Annotated in this window: 10 protein-coding genes and 5 tRNA genes; 6 read left to right on the plus strand and 9 right to left on the minus strand. The window is 51.4% G+C overall.

The window, feature by feature from the left end:
* Window positions 1-74: 74 nt before the first annotated feature.
* The 7 genes from PTW35_RS17265 to PTW35_RS17295 form a co-directional block, all read right to left on the minus strand.
* Entirely contained in the window at window positions 75-1,631 is a 1,557-nt protein-coding gene (locus PTW35_RS17265; RefSeq protein ID WP_281025979.1) for an ABC transporter substrate-binding protein, read from the minus strand.
* A gap of 91 nt (window positions 1,632-1,722) precedes the next feature.
* On the minus strand, window positions 1,723-3,441 hold the full coding sequence (locus PTW35_RS17270; protein WP_281025980.1) for an ABC transporter ATP-binding protein: 1,719 nt from the start codon (window positions 3,439-3,441) through the stop codon (window positions 1,723-1,725).
* A gap of 570 nt (window positions 3,442-4,011) precedes the next feature.
* A tRNA-Pro gene (locus tag PTW35_RS17275) sits at window positions 4,012-4,088 on the minus strand.
* Window positions 4,089-4,133: 45 nt separating this feature from the next.
* A tRNA-His gene (locus PTW35_RS17280) sits at window positions 4,134-4,209 on the minus strand.
* Window positions 4,210-4,218: 9 nt separating this feature from the next.
* Window positions 4,219-4,295, minus strand: a tRNA-Pro gene (locus tag PTW35_RS17285).
* Window positions 4,296-4,347: 52 nt separating this feature from the next.
* Window positions 4,348-4,423 (minus strand) — tRNA-His (locus PTW35_RS17290).
* 37 nt (window positions 4,424-4,460) lie between these two features.
* A tRNA-Arg gene (locus PTW35_RS17295) sits at window positions 4,461-4,537 on the minus strand.
* A 291-nt stretch (window positions 4,538-4,828) separates the two neighbouring features.
* Here PTW35_RS17295 and PTW35_RS17300 point away from each other — a divergent pair.
* Window positions 4,829-5,239, plus strand: coding sequence for a cytochrome c5 family protein (locus tag PTW35_RS17300; protein WP_281025981.1), 411 nt, complete (start codon window positions 4,829-4,831; stop codon window positions 5,237-5,239).
* Window positions 5,240-5,318: 79 nt separating this feature from the next.
* Here the strand turns inward: PTW35_RS17300 and rep are convergent, their stop codons facing one another.
* The gene (rep, locus tag PTW35_RS17305; protein WP_044622169.1) at window positions 5,319-7,334 is read right to left on the minus strand and encodes a DNA helicase Rep; all 2,016 of its coding nucleotides are present in this window, start codon (window positions 7,332-7,334) and stop codon (window positions 5,319-5,321) included.
* Window positions 7,335-7,519: 185 nt separating this feature from the next.
* On the opposite strand from rep, the gene PTW35_RS17310 reads away from it, so the two are divergent.
* The 4 genes from PTW35_RS17310 to PTW35_RS17325 all read left to right on the plus strand — a co-directional run bounded on the left by PTW35_RS17310 (window position 7,520) and on the right by PTW35_RS17325 (window position 12,754).
* The gene (locus PTW35_RS17310; RefSeq protein ID WP_044622170.1) at window positions 7,520-8,086 is read left to right on the plus strand and encodes a TetR/AcrR family transcriptional regulator; all 567 of its coding nucleotides are present in this window, start codon (window positions 7,520-7,522) and stop codon (window positions 8,084-8,086) included.
* A gap of 33 nt (window positions 8,087-8,119) precedes the next feature.
* Window positions 8,120-9,226 (plus strand): efflux RND transporter periplasmic adaptor subunit, encoded by a 1,107-nt coding sequence (locus PTW35_RS17315; protein ID WP_281025982.1) that lies wholly within the window; start codon window positions 8,120-8,122, stop codon window positions 9,224-9,226.
* 12 nt (window positions 9,227-9,238) lie between these two features.
* Window positions 9,239-12,358 carry a multidrug efflux RND transporter permease subunit gene (locus tag PTW35_RS17320; RefSeq protein WP_281025983.1) on the plus strand — a complete coding sequence of 1,040 codons (3,120 nt, stop codon included), beginning with the start codon at window positions 9,239-9,241 and terminating at the stop codon, window positions 12,356-12,358.
* 126 nt (window positions 12,359-12,484) lie between these two features.
* Window positions 12,485-12,754 (plus strand): accessory factor UbiK family protein, encoded by a 270-nt coding sequence (locus PTW35_RS17325; RefSeq protein WP_039467063.1) that lies wholly within the window; start codon window positions 12,485-12,487, stop codon window positions 12,752-12,754.
* Between the two features lie 574 nt (window positions 12,755-13,328).
* On the opposite strand, the gene PTW35_RS17330 is transcribed toward PTW35_RS17325, so the two are convergent.
* Window positions 13,329-13,760, minus strand: a complete 432-nt coding sequence (locus PTW35_RS17330; protein ID WP_281025984.1) for a type II toxin-antitoxin system PemK/MazF family toxin — start codon at window positions 13,758-13,760, stop codon at window positions 13,329-13,331.
* Between the two features lie 955 nt (window positions 13,761-14,715).
* On the opposite strand from PTW35_RS17330, the gene PTW35_RS17335 reads away from it, so the two are divergent.
* On the plus strand, window positions 14,716-15,765 hold the full coding sequence (locus tag PTW35_RS17335; RefSeq protein ID WP_281025985.1) for a DUF262 domain-containing protein: 1,050 nt from the start codon (window positions 14,716-14,718) through the stop codon (window positions 15,763-15,765).
* Window position 15,766 lies beyond the last annotated feature (1 nt).

A 15,766-nucleotide genomic window follows, 5' to 3' on the forward strand; every position in this document is an offset into this window, starting at 1 on the left:
GTTCATCCTTAAAAACAGCACCGGCCGGTGCCGGTGCTGACAAGCCAGCCGGTTACCCGGCGGCGGTATTGCGATTACTCTTCAACCACCAAGTCGCCGAAGTACGGGAAATTCATGGCGTTGACGATTGGCTTGATGTTCAGCTTGCTGCTCGCACCCCATGCCAGGTTCTGCCAGTGAAGCGGAACAAAGGCCGCATCGTTGTACAGGGTAGCTTCTACCTGCTGCAGCATCTGGGCACGCTTGGCCGGATCGGTTTCCACGTTTGAGGCTTCTACCAGTTTGTCCACTTCCGCGTTCGAGTAGTGACCACAGTTGTACTGGCCCTTACCGGTTTCCTCGTTGCGGGTCATGGTCAGGAATTCAGAGAAGTTCGCCGAATCCTCGGTATCCGAGTGCCAGCCGATCATCATCATGTCTGCCGCACAGACATCGAATTCAGGCCAGTACTGGGCTTTTGGCAGGGTCTTCAAGTCAACCTTGATACCAATTTTCGCCAGCATCGCCGCCGCGGCCTGTGCCACTTTAGCGTCATTCACGTAGCGGTTATTCGGCGCCATCATGGTCAGGCGGAAGCCATCTTCATAACCGGCCTCCTTCATCAGCTCCTTGGCTTTCTTCACGTCGTAGCGCGGAACCAATGCATCATCGTAACCGGCATAGCCTTCAGGACCCTGCTGGCCGGCAGCGGTCGCAAAGCCACGCATGATTTTCTGCACGATACCTTCGTTGTTGATCGCGTGGACAATCGCCTGACGCACACGCACATCTTTTAGGGCTTCGTTGGAATTCTGGTTCATCTGGAAAGTGATGATTCGGGTACCCGGCAGGGTTACCAGATCCACATCCTTGGCACTTTCCACACGCTTGTGGTCATTCGGTGCAACCGGGGCAATCATGTCTACACCGCCAGATAGCAGCGCGGCTACACGGGTTGCGTCTTCTTTGATAGGGACCAGCGTCAGCTTGTCGACGTTGCCCTTAGAGTCTTTGTCCCAGTAATCGGCAAAACGCTCAAAGTCGACTTTCACGCCTTGCTCACGGGCTGTCACGATGAAAGGACCGGTGCCCGATACATTGGTCGAGGCAAAAGAATTACCGTGCTTGACCAGCTCGGCCTTGTCTTTGCCCTCTGCCGTCTTGCCGCTGTAGAACTTGCTGTCCATCGGGAAGATGTAGGTAGCGGTCTGCAGCACCAACGGGTAAGGCCCCTTGGAAATCAGCTCTACCGTATAGTCGTCAACTTTTTTCAGCTCGGTGTACGGTTCGAAAATCGCCTTGAAATCCGGAGACGCTTTCAGGCGGTTGAACGTCCATACCACGTCATCGGCTGTCATTTCGTTGCCCGAGTGGAACTTCACGCCCTTGCGCAGGGTAAACTGGAATGTCTTGTCATCGACACGCTTCCAGCTCTCTGCCAAGCGAGGTTCGAAGTCCAGCTCCTGGGTGTAGCGTACCAACGGGTCAAAGACCATATGAGACATCTGCAGCGTACCGCCCGATAGCTGCTCATGCGGGTCAAGCGATACCGGGTCAGCATCGTAGGCGACTTTGATATCGGCAGCGGCGGCACTAAAGCTCAGGCCGGCAGCCATTAGGGCAACGGCCAACTTGGTCTTGATGGTTTTCATTGCATAGCTCCTTTATGCGGGGAGATAACTCCCTTGCGTTGTGTTTGCTTTTGTTGTGTCCTGTGCCACTGCAGGCAGCGGCATCAAAAGGTTAAGCTAACTTGAGTCCTTCCTGGCTGATCCCCTTGAACTCGGGCATCAACGAAATCAACTGACGGCTGTACTCATGCTGCGGCGCGGTGAACAGCTGCTCGGTCGGGGCCACCTCAAGCAAAGTCCCCTTCTGCATCACCCCGATGCGGTCGCACATCTGGCGGATCACCGGCAGGTCATGGCTGATAAACAGCATGGTCAGATTGAGCTCGTCCTGAAGATCTTTGAGCAAGTTGAGGATTTGCGCCTGGACCGACACATCCAGTGCTGATGTCGGTTCATCACAAATCAATAAGCGGGGACGGGTCGCCAATGCGCGGGCAATCGAGATCCGCTGGCGCTGGCCACCGGAAAATTCATGCGGGTACTTCACGCCAGCGGCACTACCCAAGCCAACGTGATCAAGCAGATCATTGACGACCTGGCGAGTCTGGCTCTCGTTTTCGGTCAATTTGTGGAAACGGATTGGCTCGGCGATGATATCGGCGATCTTCATCCGCGGGTTCATCGAGGTGTACGGATTCTGGAATACCATCTGCATCTGGCGACGCAGCGGGCGGCGCTCAGCTTCATTCTTGAGGGCAGTCAGATCGACACCTTCAAAGGTGATTTTGCCGGAATTAGGCGGATACAAGCCAGTGATCGCCCGAGCAATGGTCGACTTACCGGATCCTGACTCACCCACCAGGCCAAAGGTTTCACCCTCGAAGATCTCAAAGCTGACATCGTTATTGGCCTGAACGTATTCACGGCGACTCTCGAAAAAAGAGTCCTTGGTAACAAAACGCAGGTTGACATTCTCGACCTGCAACAGGGCTCCGGTATAGCTGCGCTGATCTTCGCTCTGCCCCAGCCAGTGGTTCTTCACATCCAGCTGGCTCATTTCCTGCGCTTGTTCAATGTAGCTCACCAGCGGGAAGCGCTTGAGTTTGATATCCGAGCGCGGCACCGCAGAGATCAGGCTCTGGGTATATGGGTGATTCGGACGGCACAATACCTGCTCGGTCTCCCCGATTTCGACCAAGTCGCCACGGTACATCACCGCCACGCGATCTGTGACATTGGAAACCACCCCCATATCGTGGGTCACCAGCATACAGCCTACATTTTTCTTCTGGCACAGCTCACGGATAAGGTTAAGGATCTGATCCTGAATCGAGACATCCAGTGCCGTGGTCGGTTCATCGGCAATAATAAGGTCCGGCTCACCGGCAAGGGCAATCGCAATCACCACCCGCTGGCGCATACCGCCAGAAAACTGATGCGGGTACTGCTTGATACGCAATTCCGGCTGCGGGATCCCGACTTGCTCCATCAGGCTAATAGCACGTTTGACGGCCTCTTCCTGGCTCACCCTCAGGTTGGTCACAATAGTTTCGGTCAGCTGCTGCTCCACCGTAAACAGCGGGTTGAGCGAGGTCATCGGATCCTGAAAGATAAAACCGATTTTCGAGCCTCGTACCGAGCGCATCTGCTCCGCTGTCAGGCCTGAAATCAACTCACCATCCAGATAGACATCACCACTGGCTACCCGGCCCGGCGGACTGAGCAAGTCAATCACCGCATTACCCACGGTCGACTTGCCGGCACCGGACTCACCGACCACGCCTACAATCTCGCCTCGTTCAATCGAAAACGAGAGCGATTTCACTGCTGCATGAACCCCATGTCGTGATGGATATTCGATACGCAGGTTTTTCACTTCCAATAAAGCCATTACCAGACCCCAACTGCTTGGCAGCGTTCTGCCCTGTCTGAAAAATAGAATCCCTTCTTTCAGCATAATTTGCTGAATATATGTTCAGGACACAATCTGTCAAATATTTCACAAAAAATCAACAACGCACACGTAAAAACTATCAAATCGAATAAAAAAAGAATAAATAGTCACAAGGATGGGTAAAACGATAGGAAGTTAGGAGCAAATCCAGGTATGACCACCACACGCAACACAGATAACTAGCAGTGGAACAAACTAGAAATCTGCTTATTTGATATAGCTAACACTTTTCAATATTGCATAAATAGTCAAATAGAACATTAGGCCGTTTAACAATACAGAAACAATCACCACGAGAATCACAGCAGTTGGCGTGAAATAGGGAGTAATGCCTTTATAGCCGAATGGTAACCTGTAACAAAACATTATTGGCAGCAGATCACACTACAACCATATGCGCGAAGCCGGTGCCTTGCTGCTGAAGCGTTTTCACTTGCCGTGAGGGAAGTAGGAAAGAGGGAAGGGGAACGAAAAAAGCCCCGTCATTTCTGACGAGGCTTTCAATGGTGGTCGGTGAAGAGGGATTCGAACCCCCGACCCTCTGGTCCCAAACCAGATGCGCTACCAAACTGCGCTATTCACCGACAAAGTTTTAGGCTAATGCCAAGGTATCAAAATACCTGAAATAATGGGGTGGCTAACGGGATTCGAACCCGCGACAACCGGAATCACAATCCGGGACTCTACCAACTGAGCTATAGCCACCGCTGTAAGTGGTCGGTGAAGAGGGATTCGAACCCCCGACCCTCTGGTCCCAAACCAGATGCGCTACCAAACTGCGCTATTCACCGACTTAATTCTTTTCTAAGCAGATACTGATATTATAATCAATATCTTAAAATATGGGGTGGCTAACGGGATTCGAACCCGCGACAACCGGAATCACAATCCGGGACTCTACCAACTGAGCTATAGCCACCATTGTTTCTTTGCCAATAATTTTCCATTGTCCGGAATGGCGCGCCCGAAAGGATTCGAACCTTCGACCTTTGGCTCCGGAGGCCAACGCTCTATCCAGCTGAGCTACGGGCGCGTGCCCTATCGGCGGAGGTGAATATTACGGATCACGACCCCTGTCGTAAAGTGTTTTTTTTAGTTTTTTTCTCGTTCGCTGGAAATATAGGCAAATAACTGTTGATTCGTATCATACAAAAGCAGCCCCCTAGTTTATCACAGCGAAAATAGCGGATATAATCACGATGTTTTTACAAATTAAACATTCTGTAAATAATCACTGCCTTGTCTCAACAGTTCGACTAACAACAAGCACGAATAAGACTGTGGCAATCGCACATAATGATCTGGAAGTGTAAAGGTGAGCTCAATGGAATTTTCTCTTCGACAACTTATGGTAGCGGCCGTTGCTGCCCTGACATTGACCGGTACCGCGATGGCGGCCGATATGTCAGACGAAGCTATCGCAGAACGTATCAAACCGGTAGGCTCCGTTTACCTTGAGGGCGATGCCCCTGCCGGCCCTGCTGTCGCAGCGGGCCCACGTAGCGGCGATACCGTCTACGGTACCTTCTGTGCAGCCTGTCATGGAACGGGAGTCATGGGTGCACCGAAGATTGGTGATGCAACAGACTGGAGCCCGCGTATTGCTAAGGGCAATGATGTCTTGGCCGACCATGCCATCAACGGCTTCAACGCCATGCCAGCGAAAGGCTCCTGTATGGACTGCAGCGATGACGAAATCGTTGCTGCCATCAACCATATGATTGACGGGCTGTGATCCCAGCCCCTCCCCAGCGACAAAAAAAGCGAGTGCCATGCGGCCCTCGCTTTTTTATTTCCGATCCGCCTGTCGTGAATTACTTCTTGAACATCGCGCGGATATTAGCAATGTGGGCCTGGCCCTTTTGCATTCTTTCCTGCTGGGTCATCGGCTTCTTGTCCGCTTCCCACTCCAGATCATCCTGCGGCAGCTCGAAAAGGAATCGGCTCGGCTCCGGTTTGATCAGCTCGCCAAACTGACGGCGCTCCTTGCACAGGGTGAAGGTCAACTCCTTCTGGGCCCGGGTGATCCCGACATAGGCCAACCGGCGCTCTTCCTCGACGTTATCCTCATCGACACTGGTCTGGTGGGGCAGTATCCCCTCTTCGGTACCGACCAGATAGACGTAAGGAAACTCCAGGCCTTTGGAGGCATGCAGAGTCATCAGCTGGACCTGATCGGCATCATCGTCGTCTTCGCCCCGCTCCATCATATCGCGCAAGGTCAGGCGCTGGACCACTTCCTTGAGCGTCTTCTCTTCCTGATCGTAATTATCCCCTTCCAGGTCAGCCGTGATCCAGCTATACAGATCCGAGACATTCTTCATCCGCATCTCCGCCGCCTTCGGGCTGGCCGACGTTTCGTACAGCCAGTCCTCGTAATTGATATCGCGTACCAGCTGACGGACAGCCGCCACGGTATCACCACGCTCGGCGTTATCGGAGAGTTCAACAATCCACCGGGTGAACCGCTGCAAGGACTCCAACCCCCGGCCCGACAGATGCTGCTCCAGCCCCAGCTCAAAGCTGGCCGCAAACAGGCTCTTGCCACGCATATTGGCGTAAGTACCCAGTTTCTCCAGCGTCACCGGACCGATCTCGCGACGGGGGGTGTTGACGATACGCAGGAATGCATTGTCATCATCGAGGTTGGTCAACAGGCGCAAGTACGCCATGATGTCCTTGATTTCAGCGCGCGAGAAGAAAGAGGTGCCGCCGGAAATCTTGTAGGGGATCCGGTTTTGCATCAGTGCTTTTTCGAACAACCGCGACTGGTGGTTACCCCGGTAGAGGATAGAATAGTCCTTATACTGGGTATTGTTGAGGAAACGGTGGGCAATCAATTCCCCGACCACCTTCTCCGCCTCATGCTCCTCGTTCTTGGCCGTGATCACCTTGAGCAGTTCGCCGTCCGGGATCTCCGAGAACAGGGTCTTCTCGAACACGTGCGGGTTATTGGCAATCAGAATATTGGCGGTACGCAGGATCCGGCTGGTCGAACGGTAGTTCTGCTCCAGCTTGATCACTTTCAGGCTAGGAAAATCTTTATTTAGCAGCGCCAGGTTTTCCGGCTGGGCACCGCGCCAAGAATAGATAGACTGATCATCATCGCCAACCACGGTAAAACGGGCACGCTCGCCCACCAGCAGCTTGACGAAAATATACTGGCTGGTGTTGGTGTCTTGGTATTCATCCACCAGCAAGTAGCGGATTTTGTTCTGCCAGCGCTGACGCACTTCCTGGTTATCTCGCAGCAGCAGCACCGGCATCAAGATCAGGTCATCGAAATCGAGGGCGTTGTAGGCCTTCATCTGGCGCTGGTACATCTCGTAGCAGTAGGCAAACATCTGATCACGCTCGCTCTTGGCATGAGCCTTGGCCTCTGCCGGCGACAGCATGTCATTCTTCCAATTGGAGATAGTCGATAGCAGCTGTTTGAGCAAATCCTTGTCGCCATCGATCTGCTTTTCCGTCAGCTCCTTGAGCAGCGCCATCTGGTCCTGGTCGTCGAACAGGGAGAAGCTCGCCTTGAGCCCCAGCGCCTTGTACTCCCGGCGGATAATGTTGAGCCCCAGGGTATGGAAGGTTGAGACCATCAGCCCCTTGGCTTCCTGCTTGCCCAGAGTCTGGCCGACCCGCTCCTTCATTTCCCGGGCCGCCTTGTTGGTAAAAGTCAGCGCCGCGATGTTACGGGCTTTGTAGTCACACTGCTGAACCAGATAGGCAATTTTATTGGTGATCACCCGGGTCTTGCCCGAGCCTGCGCCGGCAAGGACCAAACACGGTCCAGCAACGTATTTTACCGCTTCGTTTTGCCTTGGGTTCAGTTTCATTGACTTATCCTGTGTTGATCTTCGGGTCAGCAGGCGCATTGTAACGGGTTCACCGCCATTGTCTATTCGGCTCCGTATCAAGCCTGCTTATCCTGACGACATAAAAAACTGCTTGCACAATTAATCAGGCACCATAAAATTATGAATGAACATTCATTCACTATCTTTTTTTACAACTGCCGTTTATGAGTGACAAGAAAAAACGCATCCTCCAGGCAACGGAAACGTTACTGGCGGAACATGGCTTTCACGGGATATCGATGCAAATGGTGGCCAAGGAGGCAGGGGTAGCCGCAGGGACCATTTACCGCTACTTCGAGGACAAAGACGATCTGTTGCACCAGCTTCATGATCACATTTTGGCCTACGTCGCGAACAAAATCAGCCAGAACGTGTCAGATGACATGCCATTGGAGGATAGGTTTCGCACCATGTGGCTTAACATCTGGAACATGGCCACCCAGGATGATGCCCCACTGATCAACCGCGGCCAGTTCGAAAACCTGCCACGGCGCGAAAGCCATGAACAACGATTATTAGAAAAGAAAATGTTCGCCAAGGTGAATACGTTATTCGAGGAAGGGAAGGCGTCAGGCCGATTCAAAAACCTCGACAACGAAATCTTGAGCGCACTGAGCCTTGAGCCAAGTGCTTGCTTAGCTCGCAAACATATCAACGGCGTTTACAAGGTCAGCGATGAAGCCCTAGAGGCGGCCATCCAGGCCTCTTGGGACGCCATTATTCAGCATTAACATACATTAGCTAACTTCGGAGCACACCCAACCATGAAAAAATGGATAGTGATGCTACTGGTCGCGACTCTGCTCTTTGGCAGCGTGATTGGTTTCAATCTCTTCAAACAACAAAAAATCGCCGAGTACATGGCCAATATGCCAGAGCCAGAGTTTCCGGTTACGGTCACCACCGCCAATCCGAGCAACTGGGTGCCGGCCATCGAAGCGATCGGCTTTATCGAACCTAATCAGGGTGTCACCATTACCACCGAAGTCTCTGGTGTGATCCAAACCATCGACTTTGAATCCGGTGCCGCCGTAAAAGCCGACCAACAACTGCTGGCGCTGGACTCAGATGTGGAAATCGCCAACTTGAAGAGCACCCAGGCCCGCCTGCCAGCGGCCAAAGCTAAGTATGAGCGCTACCGTGGCCTATTCAAGAAAGGGTCGATTTCCAAAGAAGCCTTTGATGATGCCGAAGCGTCGTATTTCTCACTGGTTGCCGATATCGAAAGCCTGAAGGCGACTATCGAGCGCCGCACCATCAAAGCACCGTTTGACGGTGTGGTCGGCCTCCGTAATGTATACCTCGGCCAGTATATCCAGCCTGGTACCGATGTCGTGCGCCTTGAAGATACCTCGCTGATGAAACTGCGCTTTACCGTGCCGCAGACCGATATCTCTGAAATCCACCTCGGGCAGGATGTCGAAATCTTCGTTGATGCCTACCCGGAAACACCGTTTAGCGGCGAGATCAGCGCAATTGAACCGGCGGTCAACTACCAAAGTGGCTTGGTCCAGGTTCAGGCTGACATCCCGAACAACGAAGGCCAGCTGCGCAGCGGTATGTTTGCCCGTGCCCATATTATCCTGCCGACGCTGGAAGATCAGATCATCCTGCCGCAGACCGCCATCACCTACACCCTGTATGGCGACAATGTCTACTTGGCCGGCGAAGACGAAAACGGCGTACTGCGCGTCAAGCAGTCCGTAGTCAAGGTCGGTGAGCGCAAAGGGAACAACGTCCATATCCTCGACGGAGTGAAAGCGGGTGATACCGTGGTCACTTCAGGCCAGGTGCGCCTGAGCAACCATGCCAAAGTCCGTGTGGTAGAAAGCAACTCGCTGGAAGCCCCAGCGGAAACCCCAATGCTGTGATCCGGAGGAGACATGCGCTTTACAGATGTTTTCATTAAACGTCCTGTGTTAGCGGTATCGATCAGCTTTTTGATCGCCCTTCTTGGCCTGCAGGCAATCTTCAAGATGCAGGTCAGGGAATACCCTGACATGACCAATACCGTGGTCACGGTAACGACCAGCTACTACGGTGCCAGTGCCGATCTGATCCAGGGCTTTATTACCCAGCCGCTGGAGCAAGCTATCGCACAGGCTGACAATATCGATTACATGACCTCGTCATCGGTACTGGGCTCGTCGACCATCACGGTCACCATGAAGCTGAACACCGACCCGAACGCGGCATTGGCCGACATTCTGGCCAAGACCAACTCGGTCCGTTCGCAACTGCCTAAGGAAGCCGAAGACCCGACCGTCACCATGTCGACCGGTTCGACCACCGCGGTCATGTACATCGGCTTTACCAGTGACGAGCTGGCCTCGAGCCAGATCACCGACTACCTCGAGCGAGTGATCAACCCGCAGCTATTTACCGTCAACGGTGTCTCCAAGGTTGACCTGTACGGCGGGATGAAATACGCCCTGCGCGTATGGCTGGATCCGGCCAAGATGGCGGCTTACAACCTGACCGCTGCAGACGTGATGAACGTGCTGAATGCCAACAACTACCAGTCGGCAACCGGCCAGGCGACCGGCGAGTTCGTGCTCTACAACGGTACCGCCGACACCCAGGTGAGCAATACCGACGAGCTGGAAAAACTGGTGGTCTCCACCCAGAAAGGCCAGGTGATCCGTCTTGGGGATATTGCCAAGGTCACCCTAGAGAAGAGCCACGATGTTTACCGTGCCTCGGCCAACGGCGAAGAGGCCGTTGTCGCAGCCATCAACGCGGCACCGAGCGCCAACCCGATCAACATTGCTGCCGATGTCTACGAACTGTTGCCTGAACTTCAGCGCAACATGCCAAGTAACATCTCGATGAACATCATGTATGACTCGACTATTGCGATTAACGAGTCGATCAATGAAGTTATCAAGACGATTGCCGAAGCGGCATTGATTGTATTGGTGGTGATCACCCTGTTCCTCGGCTCGCTGCGTGCGGTTATCATCCCGATTGTCACCATCCCGCTATCGCTGATCGGTGTAGCCATGGTGATGCAGTCGTTCGGCTTCTCGTGGAACCTGATGACCCTGCTCGCAATGGTACTGGCCATCGGCCTGGTGGTGGATGACGCCATCGTGGTGTTGGAAAACGTTGACCGTCATATCAAAGAAGGGGAATCCCCGTTCCGCGCAGCGATTATCGGTACCCGTGAAATCGCGGTTCCGGTTATCGCCATGACCCTGACCCTGGGTGCGGTATATGCGCCTATCGCCATGATGGGCGGGATCACCGGCTCGCTGTTCAAGGAGTTCGCCCTGACCCTGGCCGGTTCGGTATTTGTCTCGGGGATCATCGCCCTGACGCTATCACCGATGATGTGTTCGAAGATGCTCAAGGCCAACGAAAAGCCAAGCAAGTTCGAAACCACGGTGCACCACTTCCTCGATCGCATGACCAACCGCTACGAGAAAATGCTGGGCGGGATCATGAAAATGCGTCCGGTAGTGATTGTGTTCGCCTTGATCGTATTCGGTACCCTGCCGCTGCTATTTAAGTTCATCCCAAGTGAACTGGCACCGTCGGAAGATAAGGGCGTACTGGTGATGATGGGTACCGCGCCGTCGAATGCCAACCTTGATTACATCGAGAACACCATGGCTGAGGTAAACCGTATTCTGGTCGAGCAGCCTGAGGTAGCCTTTGCCCAGGTATTCTCTGGTGTGCCTAACTCCAACCAGGCTTTCGGTATTGCTTCCATGGTGCCGTGGAGCGAGCGTGAAGCGAGCCAGGCAGAAGTAGTTAAGCGCGTCACCGATCTGGTGAAAGACGTACCGGAGATGGCGGTAACGGCATTCCAGATGCCAGAGCTACCAGGGGCGGGTTCAGGCCTGCCGATCCAGTTCGTGATCACCACGCCGAACAGCTTCGAGAGCCTATTCCAGATCAGTAGCGATATCCTGGGCAAGGTAAAAACCAACCCGATGTTTGTCTACTCGGATCTCGATCTGAACTACGACTCGGCAACGATGAAGATCAAGATCGACAAGGACAAGGCCGGCGCCTACGGCGTGACCATGCAAGATATCGGTATCACCCTGAGTACCATGATGGCGGACGGTTACGTCAACCGCATCGACCTCAACGGCCGCTCCTACGAGGTGATCCCGCAGGTAGAGCGTAAGTACCGCCTCAACCCGGAATCACTCAAGGGTTACTATGTCCGTGCCGCTGACGGCAAGGCTATCCCGCTGGGCAGCCTGGTAACAATTGAAGTTGTCTCCGAGCCACGCTCGCTGCCACACTTCAACCAGCTAAACTCGGCAACAGTGGGTGCGGTTCCGGCACCGGGTGTCGCTATGGGTGATGCCATCAGTTGGTTCCAGAGCGAAGCGGCCAGTACACTTCCAGCCGGTTACCAGTATGACTTCATGGGTGAGGCCCGCCAGTTCGTGACCGAAGGTAACGCGCTGTACACCACCTTTGCCCTGGCACTGGCGATCATCTTCCTGGTTCTGGCTATCCAGTTCGAATCGCTGCGCGATCCGTTGGTAATCATGGTCTCGGTCCCGCTTGCCATTTGTGGTGCCCTGATCGCCCTGGCGTGGGGCGCAGCCTCGATGAATATCTACTCGCAGGTCGGCCTGATCACCCTGATAGGTCTTATTACCAAGCACGGTATCTTGATTTGTGAGGTAGCCAAAGAAGAGCAGCTACACCACAAGAAGGATCGCATGGCGGCAGTGATGGAAGCGGCGAAAATTCGTCTGCGTCCGATCCTGATGACCACGGCTGCGATGATTGCCGGTCTGATCCCGCTGCTATACGCGACCGGGGCCGGTGCCGCCCAGCGTTTCAGCATCGGTATTGTTATCGTTGCCGGCCTGGCGATTGGTACGGTGTTCACCTTGTTTGTGCTGCCGGTGATTTACACTTATCTAGCCAGCATCCACAAGCCGCTACCGGTCTTCCTTGAGGACAAAGATCTGGAAAAGCTCAAGCGTGCTGATGAGGCTCGCAATGCTCTGAAAGAAGCAAGCGATAGCTAAGAAAAAGGAAAAAAGAGGCCGTTTTTAACGGCCTCTTTTATTTTGTACCAACAGCAACGACAATCCTGTTATATTTGAATAAAATAACGACAACAGATGAAATGCCGTTACGGAGTTAACTAAGCTATGTTTGATCCAAAGAAACTTGAGCAAGTGGCCAAGCAGATCCAGGACGCGATGCCTCAGCCAGTGAAAGAGCTAGGCAATGATGTTGAACAGAAAGTTCGCCAGGTGATCCAAGCACAGCTTGGTAAATTGGACGTGGTCAGCCGCGAAGAATTTGATGTACAGACCCAGGTGCTGTTGCGTACCCGCCAGAAGCTGTCAGCACTTGAGCAGAAGCTTGACGAGCTAGAAAGCCGAATGGCGCCAAAAGCGGATACCGAGCAAGAATAAATTCCCTTGCTAAAAACCCCAATAAAAAGCCCGGATTATCATCCGGGCTTTTTCATGTTTGCCGTGTTGGGGGATTAGCCGCCTACCGCGATGCGCTTCATGTCCGTCATGTAGCCACGAAACCAAAACAAATAATCAGTTCAAATCAACAAATTAAATTAATAAAAAAAAGGAAAATTTATTTCTGTAACCACTTTTGTAACCACTCGGGTATAACTTAGTAGCAATTTCCAATCTTAACTAAAGCAGCAAAAGTAAATAAAAAGTTCAACGGTTCTCAGAGAAACCGCACATCTAGTCTGTGCAATGTAGTAAAAAACAAGGGTAAGCTACTTTAGCTGGTGTATCTAACCGGTGAGTATGGTTAGAGGGTGAGCAGACGCTAGATATGACAAGGGCTCCTTGAAGGAGCCCATCTGTAGCCGCAGATAGCTTGTCATCGCCCATTCCACAGCTAGCTGCCCGAAGACAGTCTCAAAAGCCTGATGCCGAAGCAGCGCAGGAACACGATTAGTATATGACTAATAAGTGATTTTCAGCAAGAAAAATTCAAACTTTTTTAATACACTTCACATTAAAGATGTTCAGCCAAGTGACCCATCTGAAGTGAATGAAGCATGCCAGCCCTAATGGAATTCATCTGCCCACGCCCCAAAACATTTTTGTAATAGAGTCGCTTACCTGTCGCACGATCCTTTCCAATATGAATCAAATTCAGCCGATCAAAACCAACTCGATAAATCATATCGCACTTTACCCATGACTCAGCACGTTGAAAGTAATTCGTCTGAGGCAAACTTTGGTTAGGGATCTTGTAGTGATAACTTTCTACAGGCTCAGGCATTCTTGTACTAACAGGTACAACGGTTACCAAGCCAGTACAGTTCTTCATCTTTGGGGACACAACAATAACTGGCCGCCTTTTCACCATTTCTGGTGTTTTAAAACCACCATTAAAGTCGCACATCAAAATAGTGCCTGGGTTAGGATGAAATTGTAGCGCCATTGATCAACCTTTCTTATGAAACAAGGCAAGAAGATTAACTTCCCTTTGAAGCTATGTCTATGACGAGAAAAGAAAAGATATAGGTCTTACAAATTTTATGAATACTATCGAATGTTACAGCACCATTTCATTAACTATTTGTGAACTGGCTCACTTTGCTCTCGATGTGGGCTAAATCGCATTTTTAGCTTTACCCCCTGTCCCGCTTTCAAGGATTACACTATGTAGTTAAATCCGTCCCTCATTTATTCGCAAATACAGTATCGTTCCGGGTAATGCCATCCCTTTATCGAAGTTCGGTGCCTACTTTAGCTTACGGGCTCATTTATATAAGTGCCTATAAAGGTCAGGTCAGGTCAGGTCAGGTCAGGTCAGGTCAGGTCAGGTCAGAGCAGCACTACTCGATTAACATAGATTGTTTAAAGTGAAGATGCTCTTGCTATTGGACTGGAGGGACAGGAATCATTCTCTATTACAGTAAACCGTGATGTATGTCACTCCAGATTTGCTTTGAAAGAAAAGGGGGATTTCACCTGTACCATCTGTACCACTCACTCATAACCGTTTATTTATGAAGGTTTCTGGGGGTATAGATACTTTTTCCCATCTGTACCGGTTATCTATACCCAAGGGTACAGGTGCTCTCATTTTCGCAGTGATAATGCAATTTGCAGATGCACATAAGGAAATACAAACCAAGCTACGGCCTTAGTTATAACTCACACTCGATCTTGCCTAGCACCCTGAAATAGTAATGCCCTCCCAAGGAGGAACAGCTGAAGAAATCTGCACCTATGAATGGGACAAATTATAACCTAGTGCCTTTGTCATAATTCACAAACTGCTACCTAACTAAGTGTTTTTTCAGCTTTACTCTAGATAGCAGAGCTTGCGGTCTTCTAGTATTATCTATCGTGCTGAGCCGTTCTGAAACTGACCCGTAGGGATATAAAGTATGACGCAAGAAGAGCAACAACAAGCCGAACTTCAATTACAGGAGTTTAGCAAGAAGATCGATTTTTACACTTCAGAATACACTATTGAGATACTGGCTCAAAAAGTGGCCAATGAGGATTTTGGGGTTCCTGATTACCAGCGTGAATTTACCTGGGAGCCAGAGCGAAAGTGCCGATTTATTGAGTCTTTGCTGATGGGGCTACCCATCCCATTTGTATTCCTTTGGATGAATGACCAAACGGGACAACTGGAAATTGTTGATGGCTCGCAGCGCTTACGAACTCTTGAAGAATACATGAACAACCGGTTACAGCTAGATGGGCTAGACCGACTGAGCCGACTTAATGGCACCAAGTTTGAGGATTTAATCTTACCTCGGCAACGCAAGTTCCAAAACCAATCTATCCGGGCAGTGGTATTGTCAGACAAAACTGACCTTGAATCCCGTATAGACCTATTTGAACGAATAAATACGGGAAGCAAAGTCGCCAACCCCGCAGAGGTTCGCCGTGGAGCCCTGCGCGGTCCCTTTATGGACTTCATCATTGATGTGGCAAAAGACGAACAATTTACTCGTCTCGCAACTGTAACCACCAGCCAGAAAGCTACTAGAGAACGAGAAGAACTAGCGTTGCGCTTTTTTGCCTACACCGATGGGTTGGATGAGTATAAGGATAGAGTTAAAGAATTCTTGTTTGCCTACACTCGCAATATGAATAGTGCTTTTGAAGCTCGCCCAGAACTAGCCAACGAATATCGTCAGCGATTAGCAAGGGTATTGGACTTTGTTGAACAGTCCTTCACTCTTGGATTTAGAAAGTCTGCTGGAGCAAAAACTACTCCTCGAGCTCGCTTTGAATCTATCGCCATTGGCGCTTATGAAGCTTTGCAAGTCAACCCCAACCTAACCGTTACCCAAGAGCAAACCGAAGCCATCGTTAAGAGCAAAGAGTTTTTGAAAAAGGTCACCTCAGATGGAGCCAACGTCAAAAGTAAACTGGTTGGCAGAATTGTAGTGATGAAAAATGCATTGTTAGAGGACGCTTAGT

Source organism: Photobacterium sp. DA100 (genome assembly GCF_029223585.1).
GTDB lineage: Bacteria > Pseudomonadota > Gammaproteobacteria > Enterobacterales > Vibrionaceae > Photobacterium.